This is a genomic window from Fibrella musci, from assembly GCF_041321105.1.
In the GTDB taxonomy this organism is placed as follows: domain Bacteria; phylum Bacteroidota; class Bacteroidia; order Cytophagales; family Spirosomataceae; genus Fibrella; species Fibrella musci.
Genome location: NZ_JBGGWD010000004.1, coordinates 192,127 through 215,743, shown reverse-complemented (window position 1 = coordinate 215,743; position 23,617 = coordinate 192,127). Strand labels below are relative to the sequence as shown.

General features: G+C 56.4%; 26 protein-coding genes. 7 read left to right on the top strand and 19 right to left on the bottom strand.

The window, feature by feature from the left end; all coding sequences use genetic code 11:
• Positions 1–112: 112 nt before the first annotated feature.
• The 8 genes from ACAW74_RS14080 to ettA all read right to left on the bottom strand — a co-directional run bounded on the left by ACAW74_RS14080 (position 113) and on the right by ettA (position 8,000).
• Positions 113–736 carry a 2OG-Fe(II) oxygenase gene (locus tag ACAW74_RS14080; RefSeq protein WP_370698843.1) on the bottom strand — a complete coding sequence of 208 codons (624 nt, stop codon included), beginning with the start codon at positions 734–736 and terminating at the stop codon, positions 113–115.
• Between the two features lie 108 nt (positions 737–844).
• A complete protein-coding gene (nuoK, locus tag ACAW74_RS14075; protein ID WP_370698842.1) occupies positions 845–1,156 on the bottom strand; it encodes an NADH-quinone oxidoreductase subunit NuoK in 312 nt (103 codons plus the stop codon).
• 3 nt (positions 1,157–1,159) lie between these two features.
• On the bottom strand, positions 1,160–1,696 hold the full coding sequence (locus ACAW74_RS14070) for an NADH-quinone oxidoreductase subunit J family protein (RefSeq protein WP_370698841.1): 537 nt from the start codon (positions 1,694–1,696) through the stop codon (positions 1,160–1,162).
• Positions 1,697–1,703: 7 nt separating this feature from the next.
• Positions 1,704–3,101 carry a 4Fe-4S dicluster domain-containing protein gene (locus tag ACAW74_RS14065; protein WP_370698840.1) on the bottom strand — a complete coding sequence of 466 codons (1,398 nt, stop codon included), beginning with the start codon at positions 3,099–3,101 and terminating at the stop codon, positions 1,704–1,706.
• A gap of 115 nt (positions 3,102–3,216) precedes the next feature.
• Positions 3,217–5,601: a penicillin-binding protein 1C gene (gene pbpC, locus ACAW74_RS14060; RefSeq protein ID WP_502918612.1), complete on the bottom strand. Its 2,385-nt coding sequence runs from the start codon at positions 5,599–5,601 to the stop codon at positions 3,217–3,219.
• 67 nt (positions 5,602–5,668) lie between these two features.
• Positions 5,669–6,022, bottom strand: coding sequence for a helix-turn-helix domain-containing protein (locus ACAW74_RS14055; RefSeq protein WP_370698839.1), 354 nt, complete (start codon positions 6,020–6,022; stop codon positions 5,669–5,671).
• Between the two features lie 5 nt (positions 6,023–6,027).
• A complete protein-coding gene (locus ACAW74_RS14050; RefSeq protein ID WP_370698838.1) occupies positions 6,028–6,330 on the bottom strand; it encodes a type II toxin-antitoxin system HigB family toxin in 303 nt (100 codons plus the stop codon).
• 2 nt (positions 6,331–6,332) lie between these two features.
• Complete coding sequence (gene ettA / locus ACAW74_RS14045) at positions 6,333–8,000, bottom strand: energy-dependent translational throttle protein EttA (protein WP_370698837.1); 1,668 nt, start codon at positions 7,998–8,000, stop codon at positions 6,333–6,335.
• 69 nt (positions 8,001–8,069) lie between these two features.
• On the opposite strand from ettA, the gene ACAW74_RS14040 reads away from it, so the two are divergent.
• The 3 genes from ACAW74_RS14040 to ACAW74_RS14030 all read left to right on the top strand — a co-directional run bounded on the left by ACAW74_RS14040 (position 8,070) and on the right by ACAW74_RS14030 (position 10,896).
• Positions 8,070–9,350 (top strand): DUF349 domain-containing protein, encoded by a 1,281-nt coding sequence (locus ACAW74_RS14040; protein ID WP_015330295.1) that lies wholly within the window; start codon positions 8,070–8,072, stop codon positions 9,348–9,350.
• A gap of 94 nt (positions 9,351–9,444) precedes the next feature.
• Positions 9,445–9,696 carry a hypothetical protein gene (locus tag ACAW74_RS14035; protein ID WP_370698836.1) on the top strand — a complete coding sequence of 84 codons (252 nt, stop codon included), beginning with the start codon at positions 9,445–9,447 and terminating at the stop codon, positions 9,694–9,696.
• 69 nt (positions 9,697–9,765) lie between these two features.
• Entirely contained in the window at positions 9,766–10,896 is a 1,131-nt protein-coding gene (locus tag ACAW74_RS14030; protein WP_370698835.1) for a hypothetical protein, read from the top strand.
• Between the two features lie 104 nt (positions 10,897–11,000).
• On the opposite strand, the gene serS is transcribed toward ACAW74_RS14030, so the two are convergent.
• The 9 genes from serS to ACAW74_RS13985 all read right to left on the bottom strand — a co-directional run bounded on the left by serS (position 11,001) and on the right by ACAW74_RS13985 (position 19,094).
• Positions 11,001–12,296 carry a serine--tRNA ligase gene (gene serS / locus ACAW74_RS14025; RefSeq protein WP_370698834.1) on the bottom strand — a complete coding sequence of 432 codons (1,296 nt, stop codon included), beginning with the start codon at positions 12,294–12,296 and terminating at the stop codon, positions 11,001–11,003.
• Positions 12,296–12,688, bottom strand: a complete 393-nt coding sequence (locus ACAW74_RS14020; protein WP_370698833.1) for a HEPN domain-containing protein — start codon at positions 12,686–12,688, stop codon at positions 12,296–12,298. Before ACAW74_RS14020 ends, serS begins: the two co-directional genes overlap by 1 nt.
• A complete protein-coding gene (locus ACAW74_RS14015; RefSeq protein ID WP_370698832.1) occupies positions 12,685–12,996 on the bottom strand; it encodes a nucleotidyltransferase domain-containing protein in 312 nt (103 codons plus the stop codon). Before ACAW74_RS14015 ends, ACAW74_RS14020 begins: the two co-directional genes overlap by 4 nt.
• A 58-nt stretch (positions 12,997–13,054) precedes the next feature.
• Entirely contained in the window at positions 13,055–14,398 is a 1,344-nt protein-coding gene (locus ACAW74_RS14010) for an aspartate kinase (protein ID WP_370698831.1), read from the bottom strand.
• Positions 14,399–14,485: 87 nt separating this feature from the next.
• On the bottom strand, positions 14,486–14,989 hold the full coding sequence (gene ribH / locus ACAW74_RS14005; RefSeq protein WP_370698830.1) for a 6,7-dimethyl-8-ribityllumazine synthase: 504 nt from the start codon (positions 14,987–14,989) through the stop codon (positions 14,486–14,488).
• A gap of 165 nt (positions 14,990–15,154) precedes the next feature.
• The gene (locus ACAW74_RS14000; RefSeq protein ID WP_370698829.1) at positions 15,155–15,847 is read right to left on the bottom strand and encodes a tetratricopeptide repeat protein; all 693 of its coding nucleotides are present in this window, start codon (positions 15,845–15,847) and stop codon (positions 15,155–15,157) included.
• 382 nt (positions 15,848–16,229) lie between these two features.
• On the bottom strand, positions 16,230–17,273 hold the full coding sequence (gene mnmH / locus ACAW74_RS13995) for a tRNA 2-selenouridine(34) synthase MnmH (RefSeq protein ID WP_370698828.1): 1,044 nt from the start codon (positions 17,271–17,273) through the stop codon (positions 16,230–16,232).
• Complete coding sequence (locus ACAW74_RS13990) at positions 17,273–17,995, bottom strand: pyridoxine 5'-phosphate synthase (protein WP_370698827.1); 723 nt, start codon at positions 17,993–17,995, stop codon at positions 17,273–17,275. Before ACAW74_RS13990 ends, mnmH begins: the two co-directional genes overlap by 1 nt.
• Positions 17,996–18,128: 133 nt before the next feature.
• Positions 18,129–19,094 carry a sugar phosphate isomerase/epimerase family protein gene (locus ACAW74_RS13985; protein WP_370698826.1) on the bottom strand — a complete coding sequence of 322 codons (966 nt, stop codon included), beginning with the start codon at positions 19,092–19,094 and terminating at the stop codon, positions 18,129–18,131.
• A gap of 92 nt (positions 19,095–19,186) precedes the next feature.
• On the opposite strand from ACAW74_RS13985, the gene ACAW74_RS13980 reads away from it, so the two are divergent.
• The 4 genes from ACAW74_RS13980 (at position 19,187) to ACAW74_RS13965 (ending at position 22,029) form a co-directional block, all read left to right on the top strand.
• Positions 19,187–19,630 carry a hypothetical protein gene (locus ACAW74_RS13980; RefSeq protein WP_370698825.1) on the top strand — a complete coding sequence of 148 codons (444 nt, stop codon included), beginning with the start codon at positions 19,187–19,189 and terminating at the stop codon, positions 19,628–19,630.
• Positions 19,631–19,663: 33 nt separating this feature from the next.
• The gene (locus ACAW74_RS13975; protein WP_370698824.1) at positions 19,664–20,725 is read left to right on the top strand and encodes a saccharopine dehydrogenase family protein; all 1,062 of its coding nucleotides are present in this window, start codon (positions 19,664–19,666) and stop codon (positions 20,723–20,725) included.
• Complete coding sequence (locus ACAW74_RS13970) at positions 20,722–21,345, top strand: MgtC/SapB family protein (RefSeq protein ID WP_370698823.1); 624 nt, start codon at positions 20,722–20,724, stop codon at positions 21,343–21,345. The genes ACAW74_RS13975 and ACAW74_RS13970 overlap by 4 nt, the downstream gene beginning before the upstream one ends.
• A 69-nt stretch (positions 21,346–21,414) precedes the next feature.
• A complete protein-coding gene (locus ACAW74_RS13965; protein WP_370698822.1) occupies positions 21,415–22,029 on the top strand; it encodes a hypothetical protein in 615 nt (204 codons plus the stop codon).
• A 95-nt stretch (positions 22,030–22,124) separates the two neighbouring features.
• On the opposite strand, the gene ACAW74_RS13960 is transcribed toward ACAW74_RS13965, so the two are convergent.
• The gene (locus tag ACAW74_RS13960; protein ID WP_370698821.1) at positions 22,125–22,601 is read right to left on the bottom strand and encodes an NADH-quinone oxidoreductase subunit A; all 477 of its coding nucleotides are present in this window, start codon (positions 22,599–22,601) and stop codon (positions 22,125–22,127) included.
• A gap of 47 nt (positions 22,602–22,648) precedes the next feature.
• Positions 22,649–23,401: a porin family protein gene (locus tag ACAW74_RS13955; protein WP_370698820.1), complete on the bottom strand. Its 753-nt coding sequence runs from the start codon at positions 23,399–23,401 to the stop codon at positions 22,649–22,651.
• Positions 23,402–23,617: the final 216 nt, after the last annotated feature.

The following is a 23,617-nucleotide window of genomic DNA, read 5'->3' as shown; positions in this document are numbered from 1 at the left end:
AAACAAACCGGGATTTCCTATCCGTTTTGCTTTCGTGTAGTGGGTTGACGAACGTTCGGGCGGCTCTTTTTTACGTTCGTTTACGTCGACAAGCCTACCCATCGGCACCGGATCAAGCCGTTCTCAGCCAACCGGTTATGCTTAGCCGGTCGCGGGTGGCGGGCAGCACTTCATGTTCGAGCAGGCCGCTGTCGAAGCAGACAAGGCGACCTCCAACGGGGTCGATCGATACAGTTTGCTCGGTGCCGCGTTCGGGTTGTGGTACGTATACGGCGAGTTGACCGCCGTCGGTGGGTTGCCAGTTATCGTTCAGGTACGTGATCACCGACAGCTTGCGCTTCGAGTCGGTGCGGAACCGGTCGAGGTGGCGGCGGTAGAACGTACCCACCGGATAGCGGGCGTAGTGGAGTTCATAATCGCGGAGGCCGAGGTAGCAGGTCTGATTCAGGTAGTCGATAAATTGCTGCATCCGGTTCAGAAAGGCCGCTTCTTCGGGTGTAGCCGTCGCCAGATCGAGCCAGACAATTTCGTCGCCCCGAATTTGCTTTTCGACCGTGGCCTGTCCGTTCTTTTCCGCCGCCCGGCCAATGCCCGCCTCGCGAAACTCGCCCGCCCGATGCCGTTCGTGCAGCCGCTGCCGCAGGTACGTTACTTCGTCGGGCGTCAGAAACTCATCGACCACGCCATATCCTTTTTCCAGAATACCGTCAATCAGCGGTTCAAATAGATGGGTCATTGGTAATGGTCATTAGGCTTCGCCGTCATTGATGGTCATTCGTAGGCATTCATCGTAAAAAGCAATCAATGACAACCAATGACAGTGAAGCCTAATGACAATGAATGACTAATTCTTCAATTCATTCAGTTCATCGAGTTGAACGGTGCGAGCGTGGCGGTACACCTGGATGATGAGCGCCAGCGCCACGGCCGCTTCGGCCGCCGCGACTACCATCACAAACAGCGAGAACAGCTGCCCCTGAAGCCGGTCGGGGTCGTATTGACTAAACGCGACGAGGTTTAGGTTGACGGCGTTGAGCATCAGCTCAATCCCCATGAGCACGACCACCGCGTGCCGTTTGGTCAGCACGACGGCCAGCCCCATGCTAAACAGAGCCGCCGCCGTAAGAATCAGATAACCAGCGTAGTGAGGTTGCATCGTTTACCGTTTTTTCGCCAGAAAACCGGCCCCCACCAGCGCCACCAGCAACAGGATGCTGATGATTTCGAAGGGCAGCAGGTATTCGGTCATAAGTTGCCGCCCGATGGTGTCGATACTGGTCGTAGCGGCGGGCAGTGGTCGCTCGAACATGACAAAATGGGCACTGGCCAGCAGGCGAAACAGCCCCCAGAATAACCCACTCGCCAGCGCCAGCGCCAGCCAGGGTTGCCGAATTTCGGTGAGGATGGAATTGGGCCGTTCGCTGGGCGCGTCGGTCTCCGCCGACGAGGACCGCACGGGTTTGTTGGTCAGCATGACGCCAAACAGCACCAGCACGAGCACGCCACCCACGTAGATCACCAGTTGCGACACGGCCAGAAAATCGGCACTGGCAAACACGAACAGACCGGCGACGCCGATCAGCGCCAGTAACAGTGAATAGGCGGCGTACAGAACGTTGCGCGTGAGCAGCACCGTGGCGGCACCACCGAGGGTGAGGGCGATAAACAGAAAAAAGACGATAGCCGTTAGGTCCATGCGGGTATTACTGCTTTGGCTTCATGGTGGGCCGAAACGCAGGCTTTGGTTTAGGCGTCGGGGAGTCGGTCGATGGCGCTTCGGCGGCGGGCGAGGCCGGGGGTGTGGGGTCAGCAGGGGGCGTGACGTCCGCGTCGGGTTTCGGAGCCGCGGGCTTCATCGTCGGCCGGAAGGCGGGTTTCGGCTTTGCAGGTACGTCGGTCGATGGCACTGCGCCCGGTGTGTCGGCAGCCGGCTCAGGCGTAGGCGCAGCCGGTTGCGGTGTAGCTGGCTCTGCCGTAACCGATTTAGCGGCGGGTTTCATCGTTGGCTTGAACGCCGGGCGCGGCTTGGGTGCGGGGAGTGCTTCAGCTTCGGCGATGGGTTCCGTTACGCCCGGCTGCTCGGCTACGTCCTGCATGGCGATGGCTTCCGCTTCGGCCGGTGTGGCATCGGCCACGGGCGTTTCGTCAACCGGCGCCGGTTTGACAACCGGAGGTTTCATAGTGGGCCGGAAGGCAGGCTTCGGTTTCGGAGCTCCTTCAGTAGCGGGCGCGGGCGTTTCAGCCACCGGATCGACAGGCACAGGAGCCGGCGTAGCTGCCTCAGCGGCGGGCTTCGGCTTCATGCCGGGCCGGAAAACAGGCCGTGGTTTTGCCGGAGTATCGGCCGTTGGCGGAGTGGCGGGTTCAACCGGTTGGCTGGTCGCCTCAGGTACGTTGGGCACGTCGGCAACGGGAGCCGGTGTGGGCGTTTCGGCAGCGGGTTTGGGAGCCGGTTTCATACCAGGCCGGAACGCTGGTCTGGCGGCGGGTTTGGCCGGGGTCTCTGCCGTTGGCTCGGCTACGGGCGCCACGGGTTTCACCGCCTTGGCAGCCTCTTTTTCCTGCATGTACTGCTCATACAGCGCCCGTTTTTCGTCGGCCTGTTCGGGTGTCAGGTTGGCGAAGGCGTAGTTGAGCTGCGAGAGTTCGTAGGTACTGTAGTCGAAGGTTTTCTCCATCGTCAGGCACTCCGTCGGGCAGACTACTGTACACAGGCCGCAGTAGCAGCACTTGGCCATATCGATGTCGAATTTGGCCGCGTAGAGCCGGATGGGTGATCCGTCGGAGGCCCGGCCCACTTCCCCGGTTGCTTTGATGGGGTCGATGGTGATGCAGTCGACGGGACAGATTTTGGCGCATTTGTCGCAGACAATGCAATCATCCATCTCGTTGTGCAGCCGGTAGCGTCCATTATCGGGAATGGGTAGCTTTTCGTGCGGGTATTGTACCGTCACGAGGCCGGTTGCCTGCTCAAAATAGTTGTTCCCCTCAACGCCCAGGGGTTGCCGACGGCGGGTAGCGGCGCGCAGGTGACGCAGCGTCAGACTCAGGCCTTTCCAGGTCGTTTTGATGCCGTCGCGTATGTCCTCGAAGTAAGCCATGTGCTTTAGAAACCGCAAAGGCGCTAAGTTTATCGCAAAGGACGTAAAGAAATAGCGGAAAAAGGAAGCCGCGCGTCAGACAGCAGCCGTTGGGCAACGGCGCTCGATCACATCCCTACCCACGCTTGATCAGCACCCGCACCTTGCTCACCCGGCCTTTGTCGTCGGCACAGGAGACAACTAACGTACCTGGCGTAGGTCGGAAGAAGATTGTTTCGGTGGGTTTGGCGGCGCGCAGCAATCGGTCATTCAGATACCAATACACTTGCTGCACGTCGTTGGCCGTCTGGCAGGTCAGCGCCAGATCCGCGGGGCTCTTCGGGTCGATAAAGTACTCGCTCCCCGCGTTGAGGCTGGTGATGCTAGGCGGTGCACCCTGCCCAAATACCCGCGTACAGGCCGGATTATGTGGCGGAATAGCTGCGTAGGGCCGGTGGCTAGCCGCGTACCAGGCCAATACCTCCGGTGCCAGATTGGGGTACAACCGCGCCACAGTCCGGCTAAGCGAGTCGCCACCTGTAGGTCGGCAATACGTACAATATGAAACCGTTCCGGCGGCGTTGGTCCAGACCACCGTCTGATGCTGACACGGGCTCGACCGCGATACGCCCATGATGTAATAATCGACCGCCCGCCCCACGCAGGTACGTTCGGGCGCATCCACACGGGGAATATCGCCGCTTTCAGGGCATACCTGCCGCAGGGCCAGTTTACCACCAACGGGTGGCCGAAACCAGCCCGCTGGGGCGTTGTAGTCGATGGCATTGAACACCTGAAACAGCAAGGGCGTAGCGGTGTTGGCCCCACTCAGTTCGGGCACCCCCACACCCGAAAAATTACCGACCCAAACACCGACGGTATAACGACGGTTATAGCCGATACTCCAGGCATCGCGCCGCCCATACGACGTACCCGTTTTCCAGGCGATGCGCGGCAGGCGGTAGCTGTTATCGAAATTATTGGGCAGGTCGGGGCGGGTGAGCTGCGTCAGCGTGTTGGTGACTAGAAAAGCCGCTTCGGGCGAAAAGAGCCGTTCTGTTACCGGCGTGTCATCCTCTTCAGCCTTGTCCTGTGTCGATTGACTGGTGTACCGCAAGCGGCGCAACGAGCCGTTGGTTGTTTGGGGAGCTGCGAAGGCCGTGTACGCGCTGGTTAGCTCTTCGAGCGTTACGCCACAGCCGCCCAGAATCATCGACAGCCCCAGGTCGTCGGCCTGCTTCTGTACCGTTCGGAAACCAGCCTCGCGCAGCTTGGCCACAAACACCGGCGTCGACACATCGCGGAGTAATTTGACGGCGGGAATATTAAGCGAGTTGGCCAGCGCGAACTCCGCCGTGACGGGGCCGTTGAAATGCCGGTCGTAGTTGTCGGGCTCGTAGCTACCAAAATTGGTCGGCACGTCGGCCAGCTTGGCTTTGGGCGTAATCAGCCCTTTATCGAAGGCCAGCGCATAGAGCAGCGGTTTTAGCGCGCTTCCCGGCGACCGCACTGCCCGCACGCCATCGACCTGCCCCCCATCGAACGTGTTTCCGAAATCGGCCGACCCGACATAGGCTTCTACCGCGCCCGTCTGATTATTGATCACCAGCACCGCCGCGTTGTGGATGTTCTGCCCTTTGACGCGGTCGACATATTGACGAACCAGCCGTTCCGCCGCCGTTTGCACCGCCGGTTTTATCGTTGACCGTATGATGGGCACGTGGGGCTGTTCGGCGCGTAGGCGCAGGCTCAGGTGCGGGGCCAGATTGGGGGCGGGCTGGCGATGGGCTCTCAGTGGTTCAGCCAGCGCATCGTTGATTACCGACGGCTCGAACGTACCTGCCTTCGCAAACCGGCGCAACCAACTATTGCGGGCCTGCACGATCGCCGCGTTTTGCTCGCCGAGTCGCAAACTCGACGGCCGGTTGGGAATGATCGCCAGCGTAGTAATTTCGGCCAGGCTCAGCAGCTGCGGCGGTTTGCCGAAGTACAGCAGCGACGCCGATTTGATCCCCTCCACGTTGCCGCCATAGGGCACCAGATTCAGGTACAGTTGCAGGATTTCGTCTTTCGACAGATGCGCCTCCAGTTGCAGCGCCCGCCCGATTTCAATGAGCTTGCTCCCATACGTTCGGGGGCGGGGTTCCAGCAATCGTACCACCTGCATGGTGATCGTCGACGCGCCCGACGTGCGTTTGCCCGACAGCAGGTTACGCCCGGCCGCCCGCACCATCGACACCGGATTGACGCCCCAATGCCAGCGAAACCAGCGATCTTCTTTTTGCAGAATCGTCTGTTGCATCCGGGGCGTAATCTCGTCGAGCGTGGCATACAGTCGCCATTTATCGTCGCGGCTCAGAAACGCGTGGAGCGGCGTACCGTCGGCCGCCGTCACGATCGTCGAGTAAGGCAACTGAAGGGGCGGCGGAAAAACCCGGTCCAGCAGCCACAAAAAAAGCAACGTACCCAGCGCGATCGTCGGCCAGCGATGCGTGCGTAGGTACGTTGCCAGTTTGTTCACAACCGATGTCGTAGTGAGATTCGCTAGTACGCCAGTTTCTTATACTTGATGCGCTTGGATTATACCGTCAATAAGCCAACAAACTCTCGGCGGGTATGTGTAACTGCTGGTACAGTTTTTTGATCATATCCAACGTCAGTGGCTGTACCCGGCTCAGCACAGCCCTGGTTGTTTTGATATCGCCCAAGTACGCAGCAATTTCTGTTTCTGACATTCCTGTCTGCTCCATCCGAAACTGGATTGCGTCGATGGGATCAGGTGGAGCAATCGGATAATGTTCATTCTCATAGTTCTCTACCAGAATCGACAATACTTCCAACTCGTCGGCCTGCTCGCTACCATCCGGGCAATCAATAAGCTTATCGATCCGGCTCAATGCCTCTCTGTAATCAGCCTCATTCTTTATTGGCTTGATGCTCATGAGTGTCAGATGGTTGAAATATCTTCTATGGCGTCATACGCTTTGTGCGTACCGACAAACCGAATATACACCCGCTTCAACTTATAGCGAAACACAACTACCAACCGGTACTTGTTATGGCAGATGTTAAAGACAATACGATTGTTTTTAACCGTATCTGCAGATGGGTAATCTCGAATTACTTCATTCGGCGTCTGATAAGTTGCCTTTTTCAGTTCGCTATGCCATGCCCGCAAAGCCGCTTCGGCGTCTGGGTATTCCTCCCAGAACGCCTTCAACGTGCTTACCGATATAATGTGCATTGCCATTACTACGCCAACTTCTTATACTTGATGCGCTTGGGCGTGGCATCGGTGCCGAGGCGTTTGCGGCGGTTCTCTTCGTAGTCGGAGAAGTTGCCCTCAAACCAGTACACCTGACTGTCGCCTTCAAAGGCCAGAATGTGCGTCGCTACCCGGTCGAGAAACCACCGGTCGTGGCTGATGATCACGGCGCAACCGGCGAAGTTTTCCAACCCTTCCTCCAGCGCCCGCAACGTGTTTACGTCGAGGTCGTTGGTCGGTTCATCCATCAGCAGCAGGTTGGCCCCTTCTTTCAGCGTCATCGCCAGGTGTACGCGATTTCGCTCTCCACCCGACAACGTACCTATCTTCTTTTCCTGATCGGCCCCGGCAAAGTTGAACCGGCTCACATAGGCGCGGGCGTTGGCCTGCTTGCCGCCCAGCATGATCCAGTCGTTGCCGTCGGCGATGGTCTGATACACGGTTTTCTCCGGGTCCAGGCCGTCGTGTTCCTGATCCACGTAGGCGACCTTCACCGTCTCGCCCACGTCGAACGTACCCGCATCGGGTTTGTATTTCTCCGTAATGAGTTTGAACAGCGTGGTCTTGCCCGCGCCGTTGGGGCCGATAATCCCGACAATGCCCGCCTGTGGCAGTTGGAAATCGAGGTGTTCAAACAACAGTCGGTCGCCGAATGCCTTGGCCACGTCGTGCGCTTCGATCACCTTGCTGCCGAGCCGCGGCCCCGCCGGAATGAAGATTTCGAGCTTGTCTTCGCGTTGTTTGATGTCTTCGCTCAACAGCTTTTCGTAAGCACCCAACCGCGCTTTCGATTTGGCCTGACGAGCCTTGGGGGCCATCCGAACCCATTCCAGTTCGCGCTGAAGGGTTTTCTGCCGCTTCGATTCGGTCTTTTCTTCTTTCGCCAGTCGTTGTTGTTTCTGATCGAGCCACGAGCTGTAGTTACCTTTCCAGGGAATCCCCTCGCCCCGGTCGAGTTCCAGAATCCAGCCGGCTACGTTGTCGAGGAAGTACCGGTCGTGCGTGACGGCGATGACCGTGCCTTTGTATTGCCGCAGGTGTTCCTCCAGCCACAGCACCGACTCCGCGTCGAGGTGGTTGGTCGGTTCGTCGAGCAGCAGCACGTCGGGTTCCTGAAGCAGCAGGCGGCACAGCGCCACGCGGCGTTTTTCGCCACCCGACAACGTACCCACGAGGGCGTCGGCCGGGGGCGTGCGCAGGGCGTCCATGGCCCGTTCGAGTTTGGTATCGAGTTCCCAGGCGTTGTGCTGATCGAGTTTTTCCTGCACCTCGGCCTGTCGGGCAATGAGCTTGTCGAAATCGGCATCGGGGTCGCCAAAGGCCTCGTTGATCTGATCGAATTCTTTCAGCAGATCGACCACTTCCTGCGTGCCTTCTTCCACCACTTCCCGGACCGTTTTGTTGGGGTCGAGCTGCGGCTCCTGCTCAAGCATTCCCACTGAGTAACCCGGCGAAAAAACGACTTCGCCGTTATAGCTTTTGTCAATACCGGCGATGATGCGCAACAGTGTTGACTTACCTGAACCATTGAGCCCCAAAACCCCGATTTTAGCGCCGTAAAAGAAGGAAAGGTAGATGTTCTTTAGGATTTGTCGGTTGGGGGGAATAATTTTACTCACACCCGCCATTGAAAAGATTATAGTTTCCTGGCTCATTTTTTGCCTATGTTTGTGGTGGGGCAAATATCGACAATTCACCCCGAAACGACCCTTCAGTAAGGAAAAATGGAACAAGCTTCTTTGGTAGACGAATACGGTTACGTCGTAGACGGGCAGGTATTTTTAAAAGGCTACCTTGACTATCCTGATCGCCGGATCGGCGAAGTGAAACGCACCGAGCAGGAAGCACTCGATTATTTCAAGAATCGGTTTATTATTGCTCAAAACAAGGTAGCTCAGCTGGAAGATGAGGTTGAGCAGGCGCAGAACAAAGGGTCTTACCTGACGAAGCTGCTTCAACTGCGCAAGAAGCTACTGAGCTTTGATGCCATCGGTGATTTCCCGCCCCTACTCGACCGCCTCGATCAACTCGAAGACGTGCTGTCGGGGCTGATCCATACCAACCAGCTCAAGAACCTGGAAATTAAGCGGGCGCTCATTGGTGAAGCCGAAGCCATCGCCAGCAGCGACGACTGGAAACCGGTTGCCGATGCCCTCCAGGAAATCAAGACGAAGTGGATCAAAACCGGCCCTGTCGATAAGGCCATTGAGGCCGAAGTCGAAGAGCAGTTCCAAAATTTACTAGACGGCTTTTTCCAGCGTCGGCGCGAGTTCTTCAACGAACAGAACAAAGTCATTCAGGAACGCCTCGATCAGTACGACGAGCTCATCCGACTGGCCGAACGCGCCGCCCGCAACTCCGATATCGACGCGTCGTATCAGGAGATTCGGAAGCTGAACAACGCCTGGAAAAACGTGGGCGAAGTGCCTATCAAGAAAGGCGGCAAACTGCAAAAGCGCTTCAAGCGCGTGGTGCAGAATGTGTTCAATAAGTACAACGAGGTAAAAGGGATTGTGATCCAGAAGCGCGTTGACCCGCGTGTGGAGCAGCAAACCCGCATGGCCGAAGAAGCCGAGAAACTCGCCAAAGTACCCGACAAAGAGATTTTCAACTCGGCCAGCCGCGCCAAAGAGTTGCTTAATGCCTGGAAGGAAATCAAGGTGCCGTTCAAGATGCAGGACAAGATCGTGAACGAGCGGTTCCGCGGTGCCTGCGATAAAATCTTCGAACTCAGCTACCTGATTCGGGTGCTCGACCGGAAATACCCCGCGTTCAGCGTGAAAAGCACCGCCGAGCAGCTACGGACCAAAATTCGGGAGATGGAATACCTGGTCAAACGGGAGAAAAGCGACCTGCAATTTGCCATGCAGGATATCGACAGCCTAGACCCGGAGAATCCCGAAGACAAGCAGGTCCTCAATAAGATCAACACGCAAAAGCGGAAGATCGCCATGAAAGAACAACTCCTGCGCGAGTTCACGCGGGACTTGAGCCGGGCGGAATAGAAAAGGAGGTCATTCATGGTCATTTGCCGTCAGTAAGTAGTCATTTTTTGCTCGCAGTTTGTTATAGCAATGAATGACTATTAATGACAACAACATGACTACGAATGACCTTTCTGACTTTAAAACCCTCATCGAACCGCGCAAATTCGTTCGGCTGGAATACCTGACCGACTTGAACGAGTTTATCAAAACCGACGCGCTCGTACTAGGCGTTGGTGCTCAAAACGGCACCGATACGCTCGACCTCGCCGACGGGCAACACATCCCGCTCGACCGGGTCATCAGCGTTGCCGGACGCCTGTCGCCCTTGTATCCGGGCTACGCTAACTACTCCTGTGATTGTTAAATAAATAAGCAATTGGTGAACTGAGGCCCCGGCTATCTTTGCGGGCAATCCTCTTTACACCTTCTGCTTATGCATACACAGCTACTCCGAGCTGGCAGCGCCGGTATTGGCTTGCTCCTGCTGGTTTACGGGCCATCGATGGCCCAGAAAGTCGACCTCGACAAGTTCAGCTACGACGTCAGTTACATTCAACTTCCGCGCGAGTACGTTGCTCCCGATCAACGTACCTACGGCGTGCGGGTGGAAGCCTCGCCCATGATCGCCGACAGCTATCCGTCGGATGCCGTTTACCAGAAAATCGGTCTATCAGGCTACGAAAAAGTCGAGCGAGACCCCACCGTCGGGGTGACCATCAAACTGTCCGATCTGCGCTTTCTGAAATCCGAAATCGAAACCCGCACCGAGCAGGTGAAGGACCGGGACGGTAAGGTGACGGGTACCAATTATTACTACCGGCAGGTGGCCACCTACGCCGGGCAGGGTGAGTTTCAGATTAGAGGCCCCAAAGCAGGCGAGAAGCCCAAAGCCACGGCCGACGCCGCACCGGCCAACCGATTTCTGGCCAAAGCCACGTCGAATACCGACGTACCCACAATCACGACCGTAGCCGACAATAACCTCTATCGTATGTTCACGTATCGGTCGGGCGAGTACCGGTCGGTGGTCGACGCGTCACGGGCTTACCGGGATGCGCAGGAGGTGATTCGGCGCAATTTCATCAATGATTTTGTCAACCTCAGCGTCGATCAGGTCAATGGCAAACTAGCCGATCTGTATGGGTACGTTCCCACCAGCGACAAGCAGTTTCTCTGGATTCTCGATTCCGACAATCACCCGGAGTATGCGGTGCAACAGGAGGCGATCAAAGCCGTACAGACGTTGTCGAAAACGATGAGAGCGACCGAACCCTTAACGGCCCTAACCAACGACCTGCAACCGCTGATTGACTACTTCGAGTCGCTGAAAACGAAGTACACCAAATCAGACAAACCCGACCGGAAGATGCGCTATTCGGCTTTCTTCAACCTGGGTCGGCTCTACCTGCTGCTCGATCAGCCCGACAAAGCGATTGCCGAAGGGAAAGGCCTGATTCTGAACGATTACGACACCGGCGACGGCAAACGAATCATCGAAGAAGCCGAAGAGCTAAAGCAACGCCTGGCTTTCCACCACATGGCCGAGCGGCATATGAAACTGTAAGCAATCAAAAAGTCCAATGGCCAAGGTCCAAGGTGGCTGGCGCGTTGGCAATTTGCTTGCGCCAGCCACCTTGGACCTTGGCCATTGGACTTTGAACGTCAATTTTAATCGATTACCTCGAACCCACAATACGGTACCAGTACCTTCGGGATACGGATGCCTTCGGGAGACTGGTTATTTTCGAGCAGAGCAGCTACGATGCGGGGCAGGGCCAGCGCCGAGCCGTTAAGCGTATGCAGCAGGGTGGGTTTGCCGCCCCCGCTTTCGAGCTTAGCCCGTAGCTTGAGCCGGTTGGCCTGGAACGACTCAAAGTTGCTGACCGAGCTTACTTCCAGCCAGCGGCTTTGTGCCGCCGACCACACTTCCATGTCGTAGGTGAGCGCCGACGTGAAGCCCATGTCGCCTCCACACAGGCGCAGCACCCGGTAAGGCAGTTCCAGCTGTTGCAGCAGCCCCTGCACATAGGCGCTCATCCCTTCGAGCGCGACATACGAGTTCTCGGGCTTTTCGATCCGTACAATCTCGACCTTATCGAACTGATGGAGGCGGTTCAGCCCGCGCACGTGAGCACCCCACGAGCCCGCCTCGCGCCGGAAACAGGGCGTATACCCCACATGCTGAATGGGCAGATCGCTTTCGGCCACCATCACATCGCGGTAGAGGTTGGTGATGGGCACCTCGGCGGTCGGTATCAGGTACAGCCCATCGGCGGGAGCGTAGTACATCTGCCCTTCCTTGTCGGGCAATTGGCCCGTCCCGAAGCCCGAATCTTCATTGATGACAATGGGCGGCTGCACTTCAACGTACCCAGCCGCCATCGCCTTATCGAGGAAGAAGTTGATCAATGCGCGTTGCAGCCGGGCGGCTTTGCCCTTGTAGACAGGAAAGCCCGCGCCCGAAATCTTGTTGCCCAGTTCAAAGTCGATCATCGGGCCGCCGTTCGGGCCAAAACGTTTGATCAACTCCCAGTGAGGCTGAGCACCTTCATGCAGAGTGGGTTTCTCGCCCCATTCCAGTACCACTTCGTTGTCGTCGGCCGAGCGGCCTTCAGGAACACTGCTGTGGGGTAAGTTGGGCAGCGTCACGAGCAACGACTGCACCTGCTGTTCCAGATCGGCTAGTTGATCACCCAGTTCTTTCGACTGCGTTTTGAGCGTTGCGGTCTCTGCCTTGGCGGCGTCAGCGGCTTCTTTTTGCCCGCTCTTCATTAGTTGGCCGATCTCTTTAGCCAGCGCATTTTGCCGGGCCAGCGTATCGTCGAGCGTCTTCTGCGTGTCGCGCCGTTGCTGATCGAGCGTCAGCAATTGCTCCACAAGGGCCTCGGCGTTGGGAAAGTTGCGTTTTCGTAACCCCGCCAGTGTTACGTCTTTGTTGTCGCGGATGAAGGGTATTTGTAGCATTAGTTCTCTTGAATCAGGGCCTTGATCAGCCCGATAAATTCGTCGGTTTCCGGAATCAGCGGCACGACATCGTCAGCAGTGAATACCGCAAAGTCTTCGTAATCGCTATCGTTTCTGTCGTGAAATAAAGAGGCATAGAATTTCCCCCATTTGACAGCCATCAATCCAGTTTTTACGAAGTGAAGTTCAAACATAGTTTTGGCTCCGCTATGTGCCTTATGCTTAATATCCTGTTTGAAAAGAAGCGCAGAAACCGCATGAAAAGCAGCATAATAGAGCCTGTTCATTGCCGCATCATAGTGCCCTAAAGTACTTAAAGCACGAGCTGCTTCTAAGTCATTAGCCGCTTTCTGAAGCCTGAAGCCAATTATCTCCTCTCCGTTTCCGTTCATAATCGCTTTCCTTCCAACTTAATATTCTGGTATAGATGGGTAGCAGAAAGCCGTTGCCAGTCAGCTCGATTCTGAATGGTCGTACTAATCGTTTCGCCTGTTTCCATACCCAAATAGAATACCTGATCACGTACCTGGCGCTTAAACCGCCGATCGACCGGCAGATCCGTCAGCATCAGGAAATCCCAGTCGGAGTCGGGGCGGGCGTCGCCTCGGGCCTGTGAGCCAAACAGCCATACCTCGGCCTGCGGATCGATCTGTTGGATCGTCTGCTTGACCGCTTGTATGAATGCCTGCCTGTTCATCATGATCAATTTTTAAACCTTATAGGTTTTGAAAACCTATAAGGTTTGTCGGTTTGCGTGTTTACAGCCCGAACAGCCCGGTATTCAGGGCGTTGAGTGCGTCGTTTTTGTAGCGGCCGTGCAGCAACAGCGAAATGTTGTGCTCGGTGCCGCCATACGAAATCATCCGAATCGGGATACCTTTCATAGCATTTAGCACTCTTGCAGCAATGTCGGGCTGATCGGAACTGAAGTTTCCCACGATGCAAACGATGGTCTGGTCATAGTCGGGTTCTTCCAGCTCACAAAATTGACCCAATTCTTCCTGAATCGCCGCCAGATTGTCGGTGTTATCGATGGTAACCGACACCGATACTTCCGAGGTCGCAATCAGGTCGATGGGTGTTTTGTATTTCTCGAATATCTCAAAAATACGACGCAGGAACCCATAGGCATTTAGCATCCGGGTTGAGTGGATATACAGTGCCGTGATCCCGTCTTTCGCCGCGATCGCCTTGAACACCTGATCGCTATCCGCCGCTACTGAACTGGTGCGGTCGGCAATCAACGTACCTGGTGCATCCGGGTCCATCGTGTTTTTCAACCGCACAGGTACCCCGCGCAGTTTAGCCGGCGTGATGGTGCTGGGGTGCAGAATTTTGGCCCCGAAATACGCCAGCTCGGCCGCCTCTTCAAACGTCAGCTCGCGAATCGGGAAGGTCTTTTTCACGATGCGTGGATCATTGTTGTGCATCCCGTCGATGTCGGTCCAGATCTGGATTTCCTCGGCTCGAATGGCGCCACCAATCAGCGAAGCCGTGTAGTCAGAGCCGCCGCGTTTCAGGTTATCGACCTCGCCGCGTGGATTGCGGCAGATGAAGCCCTGCGTCACGATGATCTGCTTGTCGTCGTGGTCTTTGAGCATCTGGCGCAGGTTCTGCTCGATCAGACTTAGCTCGGGTTCATTGTCGGCGTCGATCCGCATGAACTCCAGTGCGGGCAACAACACCGACGATACGCCTTCTTCGGCCAGGTACGACGCAAACATCTGCGTGCTGAGCAGTTCGCCCTCAGCTACGAGTTCTTTCTCCTGCTTCAGCGTAAACGGCCGGATTTTGGTCAACGAACGGATAAATGAAAACTCATTTTCGACCACCCGCTGCCCCGCCGCCAGCCCGTCCGACGTCTTGAACAGGTCGCGGAGGAACGTATCGTAGTGGGCTTTGAGGTGTTCGATTTTCTCCGACGCTTCGTCGTGCTGACCGCTCTTCAGCGATTCGCCAATCGACAACAGCGCATTGGTCGTGCCCGACAGCGCCGACAAAACAATCACCTTACGGTTCGAATCAGATGTAATCAGGTTACGGATGGAATGCATCCGTTCGGGCTTCCCCACCGAGGTACCACCGAATTTCCAGACGTGCATGAAATGGGAATTTACAGTTTGCAGTTTTGGGTTTTCAGTTGCGCTACCGTTCAGGCAACTTCCCGAAAACCTTTGACCGGAAACGACTTAAACAGAAAACTTAGAAACTTCTTGTTGTAGGCCCACCATCTTGATCGCGGTGATGGCGGCTTCGTCGCCTTTATTGCCATGGATGCCACCCGCCCGGTCGAGGGCCTGCTGCTGGGTGTTTGGCGTCAGCACACCGAAGATGACGGGCTTGCCAGTTTTCAGCGAGACGTTAGTCAGGCCCTGCGCAACGGCGTGGTTGATGTAGTCGTTGTGCTTGGTTTCGCCCTGAATGACACAACCCAGGCAGATCACCGCGTCGATGTCGGCGCGTTGGGCAAACCAGAGCGCGGCAGTTGTCAGTTCGAAGCTGCCAGGTACGTTGCCTCGGATCAGGTTTTCGGGCTGAGCGCCATACGTCAACAGCGTATCGTAGGCCCCCTGAAAAAGAGCTTCCGTAACGTCGGTATTCCATTCGGCGACGATCAGCGCAAACCGATGCTGACTGATGGTGGGCAGGTTTTCGCTGTTGAAAACACTAAGGTTCTTATCGGCAGAAGACATGTGTTAGTTTGACGTTTACAGTTTAGTGTCTGACGTTTGTCGACGTACCTGAACATGCCATGAGGCAACATCAGACTTTAAACGTCAAACGTCAAACTAAAAAAGGGACGAACCCGACTTCACGGCTTCGTCCCTTTTCTCATACGTAACTACGTACTCGGTTGACTACTCGCCGCTTTGCGCTTCGAGCAGGGATTTATATTTCTTGGCGTTAGCGGCTTCGGCGGCATCGGCGTATTTGTCCAGAATCTGCTGGTACGTTTCGATGGCCTTAGCATTGTCTTTCGCCTGTTCATACGCCACGGCGAGCTTCATCAGGTAAGCCGGGGTGAAGAACTTATTAGGCTTGTAATCGGCGGCTTTTTTGTAGTAGTCGGCCGCTTCAGAAAAGCTTTTCTTTTCCATGTAGGCATCGCCGATGAGTGCATAGGCGCGCGCCTGCACCAACAGATCCGATGAGCTGAAATCTTCGAGTTGCTCGATCGCCTGATCGTACTTGCCGTCTTTCAACAGGGCAGCACCCGCATAGAAATGCGCCAGATTACCAGCATTCGTGCCGCTGTAATCATCAGCAACAGCCACCAGGCCGGGATACTGTTTGGTACCGGTCAGAGCGGCCTTCAACGAGTCCTGCTCGAACTTGTACACGGCGGCGAACAGTTTGTTCTGCCCTTCCTCATCCTGTACACTCTTGAAGTAGCGATACCCGAAGAAACCAGCCACGCCCAGCACCAACGCACCGATTACCCCGAAGATGAGGTTACGGTTTGTTTCAAAAAAATCTTCAGCCTTTTCTAGTTTACCGGCCAACGCATCCGGGTCTTCAATGAACTCTAAACCCGTGTTCTTCTTGCTCATACAAGTTGCAATTTGAGGCGCAAAAGTAGGAAAAAACGTCCAGTGTTCAAGATAAATACCAAAACTTTATCGGTATTGCCGACAATCAGGCGGGCGTGATTAACGCGGCGGGCAATCGGTTTGTTTTCGAAGCAATTATATGGATTCTCAACACCACCGCGCCCTGTTCAGTTTGCTTCACATCAAAGATTGATCATTGACTTGACAAGTCAATTCATTCCATCGTCGGTACGTTCAGGCCGTATCCCCGCATTGAGCGTGACACCAGCATGGCCACCAACCCTGTAAACTAGTCTTTTCAGCCCGACCAATGGCTTGATATCGACCACCGCAACCTTGCTGATACGGTCCAGCTGGGTACGTTGCAACTTCCACGTAAGGCTTACCCCAAAACCCCGTTTGGTGTATAAGAATTGGCCCAGGCTATCAGTTGCCGGGCCGTCTGGGCAGGATCATCGGTGGCGATAGGCATAGGCGACACGCTGGCTTTGTCTCGTTGACTGAGGCTGTACAGGTACGTTTTATCGTAATAATTGAGGGTGAGGTCGGCGACGGTGGCGTAGTCACCCCGATTCAGGGCCTCGATAGCATCTTTGTAAGCCTGTCCGCCCAGCCGCTTCCGAATCCGTTCGGTGGCTTCGACCAACAGTGCATGGTCGATACCCGTGTATTCACGCACCAATCGCTCTACCCGCACGGCTCTGGGTACGTCGATAAAGGCCACGGGGGCCGTCTGCATCTGCTGCCAGAGCGACGCCGGCACAAAGCATCTGCCCACGCTACGGCTTTCGTCTTCGACCCAGATTCGCCGGTTCGGGTCGAGATGGCGATACTGATCAAAGATCAGGTTTTCGTACTGCTCGGTCGAGGGTTGAGGCAACTGCCCGATGGCCCCATACGACGACCCCCTGTGGTGGGCCAGATCTTCCAGATCGATCACCTGTTCACCCAGCGTGGCCAGTTGCTTCAGCACATCGGTTTTGCCCGAACCCGTTTTCCCACCCAGCACCAGCACCTGCCTCGGCTGCGCCAAACCGGTCAGTACGGTATTGCGGTAGGCCTTGTAGCCACCTTCCAGTGTCTGCGCCCGAATCCCCGCGGTGTTGAGCAGCCAGGCCATCGAGCCCGAGCGCATGCCACCGCGCCAGCAATGCACGAGCACCTCGCGCCCGGCCGGGTTGAGCGCCTGCGCCTGCCGCACGAAATCGGCCATTTTAGGGCCCACCAGTTCCAGTCCGCGCAACACGGCGGCGTCGCGCCCAACCTGCTTGTAAATCGTGCCGATTTCGGCCCGTTCAGTGTTGTCAAACAGGGGCATGTTTACGGCGCCGGGGATGCGGGCATGGACAAACTCCCCCGGTGAGCGCACGTCGAGCACGGGTAGCGTCTGGCTCTGGTTCAGGAAGTCGTCGACAGAAAGCGGCATTATACCAGATTTGTTAATTCTCGGCGGTAAAGCTGAATGGTGTTTTCAAGGCCGAAGTAGAGCGCGTCGCAAATGAGCGCGTGCCCGATCGACACCTCCAACAGGCCAGGTACGTTGCTGGCGAAAAAGCGAAGGTTTTCCAGGCTCAAGTCATGGCCCGCGTTAAGGCCCAGCCCCAGTTCCTGCGCCTTCCGGGCCGCCTGCACGAAGGGCGCAACGGCCGCATCTTGATCGGTCGGGTAGTGGGTCGCGTAAGGCTCGGTGTAGAGTTCAATACGGTCGGTGCCAACAGCTTTTGCTCCTTCGACCATCCGTTCGTCGGCATCCACGAAAATTGATACCCGAATGCCATCTTCTTTGAACGTGTCGATAAGGCGACGCAAGTGATCGGCGTGGCGGATGGTGTCCCAGCCAGCGTTGGAGGTAATGGCGTCGGGTGCGTCGGGGACGAGGGTCACCTGCGCGGGTTTTACGCGTTTGACCAGTTCGATAAACCGCTCGTCGGGATTGCCTTCGATATTAAACTCTGTCGTGACGACCGCGTGCAGGTCGAGTACGTCCTGGTACCGAATGTGACGTTCGTCGGGGCGCGGGTGCACGGTGATGCCCTGCGCGCCAAACCGTTCACAATCCAGCGCGACCTGCACCAGATTGGGGTTATTGCCACCGCGGGCGTTCCGAATCGTGGCGATTTTGTTGATGTTGACGGATAAGCGGGTCATGGTATAATGCACAATGGATAATGTACAATGTACAATGAACGATGTACAATGGTTCTAAGCCATAGCCTTTACGCCATCACTCCCCCACTATACATCGTTCATTGTGCATCGCTCATTGTACATTGTGCATTCATCAGCTAATCAGCGCGCGCATTTTCTGGTAGGCGGTTTTGGCCACGACATCGGCAGGCTGCGCGTAGTAGCTTTTGTTAAAGACTTCGAGCGATAGCACCACGGGCCGGTCGGGGTTCTTGATCATCGCCAGCGCCTCACGGATGGGAGCCACGCCATCGCCGGGAAAAACGCGATCGGCGTCGGTGATCTGAGCTGGGGTAAGTGTCGCGGGGTAATCGTTGACGTGAAACACCTCGATGGCCGGTTTACCCACCAACGGCAGGGCCGTTAGGCCCGAGCCGCCTTTGTAAAGGTGGTAGATATCGAGCAGCAGCCGGGCGTCGGGATGATTGGCCTCGGCCGCCACAAACAGTACGTCGGAGAGGCGATTCAGGTTTTTGGCAAAACCCCACAGTTCGAGTTGCGGCATTACGCCCATCTGCTTGCCCAATTCGAGCAGGGCGTGGTAGCGTTCGGCCACGCGGTGCAGATCGAGCAGGGGGGCGTCGGGCGTTTGGGCACCTACGGGCGGAGCCGCCACCCGCTTGCAGCCGATCTGCGCCAGCTGTTCCATTTCCCGCTTCATCTGATCGAGACCTTTCTGGCGGGCGGCGGTGTCGTCGACAATCCAGGGCGCAAAGCCAATGGCGTTTTCGGCTTTCAGTCCCAAATCGGTAAGGCGCAGCCGGGCCTGTGCTGGCGAATTGGTCTTCAGAAATTCCTGCAAGCTGTTCACCCAGATTTCGACCGATTCAAAGCCAGCCTTGGCCGCCGTTTCGAGTTCTTTGGCAAAACCCAGCTTATGCCCCATGATGGTGCTCATGTTGAGGCAGAGCGTAAAGGGCGCTTTAGGCGCCAGAGCCGGTGTAGGCCGCGCAGCGGCCACGGCGGGCAACATACCTGAGCGGGCAAGAGCAGGGGCACCAAGGGCGGCAGCGCCAAGCGTAGCAAGCGCCTGACGGCGGGAAAAAGAGCGATGAGCCATGAGTCGAGGAGAGTAACCGGCGGCGGGGCTAGCCTAAGCGAAGCAGCCACTTCCGGCGCAAACAAGTTATACCGAAAAGCACACGTATCGACATGACTACTTTCTCGAATGCCCTGCTAAGTGGCCTGGCGGGCGCTGTGGCGCTCAACGCCCTGCACGAAACCGTCCGGCAGTTTACGCCCGAAGCGCCCCGCGTGGATAAGCTGGGCAAGCGCGGTATCATTAAATTGACCAAAGCCGCCAACGTACCTACGCCCACGGGCAATTCGCTCTACGCTGCCGCGCTGGCGGGCGATCTTACGTCCAACGCCTTGTATTACAGCCTCATTGGAACGGTGTCGCCTAAGGCCGCCCTACCAATGGGTGCTGTGCTGGGTACGTTGGCGGGGGTGGGGGCCGTTACGCTGGCCGAGCCGCTGGGCTTGGGCGATGAACCGGTTCGGCACACGGCCACCACTGCCGCGCTGACGATCACCTGGTATGCCGTAGGTGGGCTGGTTACGGCGGCCGTATTTAGCTGGTTGAGCCGGAACTGATACCTTGCACCGGATTTTCACGCCACGGTGCTTATGGACAATTCTTTTTTACTCTACGGAGCCACCGGCTACACGGCCCGCCTGATACTGGAGAAAGTGGCCCCCTTTGGCCTCAAGCCCATTCTGTGCGGGCGCGACGAGGCCAAACTACGGGCGCTGGGGAGCGAATTTGGCCTCTCCTACCGCGTGGCCGACCTGGCCAACGCCGTGGCGCTCAACAACGCCATGCGCGACGTATCGGTGGTGTTGCACTGCGCCGGTCCTTTCTCCAAAACGGCTATGCCTATGCAGCAGGCCTGCTTGCGTAACGGCGTTCACTACCTAGACATCACCGGCGAGGTAGCCGTATTTGAACAGGGAGCTGCCCTCGACGCAACCGCCAAAGCGAAAGGCGTTATGCTGATGTCGGGCGTGGGGTTTGATGTGGTCCCTACCGACTGCATGGCGCGTTTTCTGCACGATCGCCTGCCCGATGCCACGTACCTGCAACTGGCGTTTGCCAACGAGGGAGGCAGCGTGTCGCACGGTACGGCCCAAACGGCTGCCGATAACCTCGGTACGGGCGGGCTGGTGCGCGAAGGGGGCAAGCTCAAACTGGTGTCTTATGCCCATCGGGTGCTCGACGTGACGTTTGCCAATGGCCAGACCCGCCCCTGCATGAGTATCCCGTGGGGCGATGTGTCGACGGCCTATTACACCACTGGCATTCCGAACATCGAGACCTTTATGGCCGCCGATCCTAAGGCGATCCAACTGGCGCGGGCGGGCAATTACCTGGGCTGGCTGCTACGGCAGGGCTGGGTACGTCAGCTGATTCAGGGGCAGATCAAACAGCGCGTTACGGGCCCCGACGAGGCCAAACGCAGCCGGGCCAGCACGCAGGTCTGGGGCCGGGTGGGTAATGCCGCCGGGCAGACCCTTACGGCTCACCTGAGCGGCCCCGACGGTTACGAGCTGACGGCGCTCGCCGCGCTTACCATTGTGCGCAACGTATTACAGGGACAGGCCAAAGCCGGATTTCAAACCCCCGCCGGACTTTTTGGGTCTGATCTGGTGTTAGCCATTCACGGCGTTTCCGCTTTTTCGATGGCATGAATTTTTATCTGGAAGATCTCTATCGTTTGTTGCTCGCCCTTGCCGCAGGGGGGCTTATTGGTGCCGAACGCGAGTACCGTTCGAAAGCTACGGGTTTCCGCACCATGATCATGATCTGCGTGGGGGCCACGCTGTTCACCATGCTCTCGGTGCGGATCGGCGGCGACCGCATTGCGGCCAACATCGTCAATGGCATCGGTTTTTTGGGCGCTGGCATCATCTACAAAGAAGAAAGCCGCGTGAAGGGTCTTACCACCGCCGCCACCGTCTGGGCCGTATCAGCCCTTGGCATGAGCATCGGCTCCGGGCATTACGACGTTGCGCTGGCTGGCTTCGCGATCATTATGGGGTCGCTGCTGTTGCTGGCCAAACTGTCATACACCATCACGCGCCTCAACCAAACCCGCGAATACAAAGTCGTGACGACCTATCAGAACAAAACGCTGAACAAATATGAGCAGGCCTTTATTGATTGCGGCCTTTCGCCACGCCGGGGTCCTCAACAGCGTATTGGTACTGAAATGATTGGTCGCTGGAAAGTGTCGGGCCCCGAAAAAGCGCATGAGAAATGCATCAAGCGCATGCTGAACGACCCCGACGTGAAAGAGTTCGTGTTTTAAGGGGCGACTAATGCGAAAGCCGTTGTCCGTTTCGTTATTTAGACTGTTTTTTATCCGTTGCACAAATCCATGAAACATATCCATCGTTTTTTGCTCCTCTTCGCTTTATTGTCGTCTAGCGTGGCTTTCGGTCAGATCACCGAAGACCCCGAAGAACGCCGCGATCAGGGGCAGGCTCCGTTGAAATCGCAAACCCCGGAAGGCAATCCGTTGCCATTTAAAGATCGCCTGCGTTATGGGGGGGGCATTTCGGCGCTTTCGTTCAATCCGTTCAGCATCGGTGTGTCGCCGGTGGTGGCCTACCAGGTTACCGAGCATTTTGTGGCCGGTATTGGCGCGGGTTACACCTATACCAACTTCAAAAACTTTTACGGTGGCAACCTGAACCAGTACTCCGGACGCGTTTTTGGCATGTATGAGATCATCCCGAACATTCTGCCCAACCTATACGCACACGTTGAACTGGATCAACGATCGTACAGCACAACGGGGTTACTTACCGTGAATGGCTTGACAACAGGCTCGTCAACGGCTACATGGTTAGGAGCAACTTATTCTCAACCGATTGGCCGGTTGTTTGCGGCTAACCTGTCGTTCTTGTATAACGCCAGCTACTCCAACACGATCAACGATCAGGTATTGTACGGTAACAGCCCGTTCACCATCCGCATTCTGTTCTTCTAAAGCAGACTCAACTCAAAAAGCCTTCAGGTACGTAGCATCTGCTACGTACCTGAAGGCTTTTTTAATGGCTTTTAGCGCACTTCAGAATTACCCAGTCAGGACGTTCGTCTGCTGTATTTCTGGTTGATCTGCTCGTATAACTGGCTGGGTACGTTGCTGTCGATGGTTGGCACTTGGGGCTGGGGTTTTTCCCAGTCCAGATAGCCTTTCGCCCAGGCGTACACCAGCCCTATGGCCAGAATCACCACGAACAGCGCTACTTCGGTGAGCGAAAACCAGCCCCAGAGGCCGTCGGTCTCGGCAATGAGCGTAGGTTGGGCGAAGATGGTCGCCCACGGGAACAAAAAGACGAGCTCGACGTCGAACAACACAAACACCAGCGCCACCACGTAGAAACGCGGATTAAACTGAATGCCCGCGTTGCCAACCGGCTCTTCACCCGACTCGTAAGTGGTCAGCTTCTCCTCATTGGGGTGATCAGGCCGAAGCAGCTTTCCAAACAGCAAAATGCCCACGATGAACGCAAACGCGGTCAGAATGAACAGCAGCATGATACCGAAGTCGGAAAGCATAGCATTAACGATGAGCGATGAGCGGTCCGCCGCTCATCGCTCATCACTCACTTTTTGTAAAAGTTATACACAACCCCCACCTGGAAAGCGCGGTTCTGGAGGGTACTGTTGACTGTCTCGGGGATTTTGGTCAGACCGTAGACGTAGCGAACGTTCAGGCTGAATTTGTCGAGCATGTCGAGGAAATCGTAGTGGACGCCCAGCGCAATACCCGTATCGCGGTTGCTCTGCGGGCCGTTGGTCGTTTCGATACGCCAGCTAAATTCCGGCCCGGCCTGAATGGTCAGCCCTTCGACGGGGATATAACCCAGCATGATGGGCAGGCTCAGGTAGTTGAAGTTGTTCTCGATAGTCGCCCGGTTGGTCGACCCGATTTGCAGACGCTGGTAGTTCCCCCCTTTGATCTGGAAGAGCAGTTCGGGCTGAATCACGAATTTGCTGAAGCGGTAGCGGTACAGCACCCCGAAATGAAAATCCAGGTCCCGCTTTTCGATGCTCGGCGAGACGCCCGTGATGGGAGCACTGGTGAGTTGCGCCCCGGCTTTCAGGCCAAAATGGCCGCTATACAACCTGGCACTGGCGCCGTAGCCGCCGGGTGCATACTGCCCTTTGCGTTCGGGCCGGGCCTGTTTTGGGCTGGGATCGGTTTCTGAAACAGCGGCAGATGCCTGTAGCGGAATGGTGATACCGGGTTGCGCAGAAGGAGCGACGGGAAGCGAGTCGCCGGGCGTGGTCTGCGCCAACGTACCTAGCGGCAGGCACACACTCAACGCATAAATAAGTACTTGATGGATACGCATTTAAAAGAAAATTAGTTTGACGTCTAAAGTTTAACGTTTGGCGTTATAGGCTCAATCGTTACCCTTTCGCGTTCAGGCAACATCAAACGGTAGACGCTAAACATCAAACTATCTTCTGTCAGACCCTTATAGAACGCCGGACGTTGGCGAACGGTACGACAAAGTTGGTTAAAAAACCATTCACCACTTATACGTTTACAGTCCTCTGTCTTCTGT

What these genes read in the sequence shown, in the direction of transcription:
- ACAW74_RS13965 (WP_370698822.1), top strand. Translation starts at nt 21,415, where the DNA reads ATGAAACATATCCATCGTTTTTTGCTCCTCTTCGCTTTATTGTCGTCT.
- ettA (WP_370698837.1), bottom strand. Translation starts at nt 8,000, where the DNA reads ATGAGCCAGGAAACTATAATCTTTTCAATGGCGGGTGTGAGTAAAATT.
- ACAW74_RS14050 (WP_370698838.1), bottom strand. Translation starts at nt 6,330, where the DNA reads ATGGCAATGCACATTATATCGGTAAGCACGTTGAAGGCGTTCTGGGAG.
- nuoK (WP_370698842.1), bottom strand. Translation starts at nt 1,156, where the DNA reads ATGCAACCTCACTACGCTGGTTATCTGATTCTTACGGCGGCGGCTCTG.
- ACAW74_RS13975 (WP_370698824.1), top strand. Translation starts at nt 19,664, where the DNA reads ATGGACAATTCTTTTTTACTCTACGGAGCCACCGGCTACACGGCCCGC.
- ACAW74_RS13960 (WP_370698821.1), bottom strand. Translation starts at nt 22,601, where the DNA reads ATGCTTTCCGACTTCGGTATCATGCTGCTGTTCATTCTGACCGCGTTT.
- ACAW74_RS14070 (WP_370698841.1), bottom strand. Translation starts at nt 1,696, where the DNA reads ATGGACCTAACGGCTATCGTCTTTTTTCTGTTTATCGCCCTCACCCTC.
- serS (WP_370698834.1), bottom strand. Translation starts at nt 12,296, where the DNA reads ATGCTACAAATACCCTTCATCCGCGACAACAAAGACGTAACACTGGCG.
- ACAW74_RS14030 (WP_370698835.1), top strand. Translation starts at nt 9,766, where the DNA reads ATGCATACACAGCTACTCCGAGCTGGCAGCGCCGGTATTGGCTTGCTC.
- ACAW74_RS13955 (WP_370698820.1), bottom strand. Translation starts at nt 23,401, where the DNA reads ATGCGTATCCATCAAGTACTTATTTATGCGTTGAGTGTGTGCCTGCCG.
- ACAW74_RS14080 (WP_370698843.1), bottom strand. Translation starts at nt 736, where the DNA reads ATGACCCATCTATTTGAACCGCTGATTGACGGTATTCTGGAAAAAGGA.
- ACAW74_RS14035 (WP_370698836.1), top strand. Translation starts at nt 9,445, where the DNA reads ATGACTACGAATGACCTTTCTGACTTTAAAACCCTCATCGAACCGCGC.
- mnmH (WP_370698828.1), bottom strand. Translation starts at nt 17,273, where the DNA reads ATGCCGCTTTCTGTCGACGACTTCCTGAACCAGAGCCAGACGCTACCC.
- ACAW74_RS14020 (WP_370698833.1), bottom strand. Translation starts at nt 12,688, where the DNA reads ATGAACGGAAACGGAGAGGAGATAATTGGCTTCAGGCTTCAGAAAGCG.
- ACAW74_RS13985 (WP_370698826.1), bottom strand. Translation starts at nt 19,094, where the DNA reads ATGGCTCATCGCTCTTTTTCCCGCCGTCAGGCGCTTGCTACGCTTGGC.
- ACAW74_RS14040 (WP_015330295.1), top strand. Translation starts at nt 8,070, where the DNA reads ATGGAACAAGCTTCTTTGGTAGACGAATACGGTTACGTCGTAGACGGG.
- ACAW74_RS14015 (WP_370698832.1), bottom strand. Translation starts at nt 12,996, where the DNA reads ATGATGAACAGGCAGGCATTCATACAAGCGGTCAAGCAGACGATCCAA.
- ACAW74_RS13970 (WP_370698823.1), top strand. Translation starts at nt 20,722, where the DNA reads ATGAATTTTTATCTGGAAGATCTCTATCGTTTGTTGCTCGCCCTTGCC.
- ACAW74_RS14000 (WP_370698829.1), bottom strand. Translation starts at nt 15,847, where the DNA reads ATGAGCAAGAAGAACACGGGTTTAGAGTTCATTGAAGACCCGGATGCG.
- ribH (WP_370698830.1), bottom strand. Translation starts at nt 14,989, where the DNA reads ATGTCTTCTGCCGATAAGAACCTTAGTGTTTTCAACAGCGAAAACCTG.
- ACAW74_RS14010 (WP_370698831.1), bottom strand. Translation starts at nt 14,398, where the DNA reads ATGCACGTCTGGAAATTCGGTGGTACCTCGGTGGGGAAGCCCGAACGG.
- ACAW74_RS14065 (WP_370698840.1), bottom strand. Translation starts at nt 3,101, where the DNA reads ATGGCTTACTTCGAGGACATACGCGACGGCATCAAAACGACCTGGAAA.
- ACAW74_RS13980 (WP_370698825.1), top strand. Translation starts at nt 19,187, where the DNA reads ATGACTACTTTCTCGAATGCCCTGCTAAGTGGCCTGGCGGGCGCTGTG.
- ACAW74_RS13990 (WP_370698827.1), bottom strand. Translation starts at nt 17,995, where the DNA reads ATGACCCGCTTATCCGTCAACATCAACAAAATCGCCACGATTCGGAAC.
- ACAW74_RS14055 (WP_370698839.1), bottom strand. Translation starts at nt 6,022, where the DNA reads ATGAGCATCAAGCCAATAAAGAATGAGGCTGATTACAGAGAGGCATTG.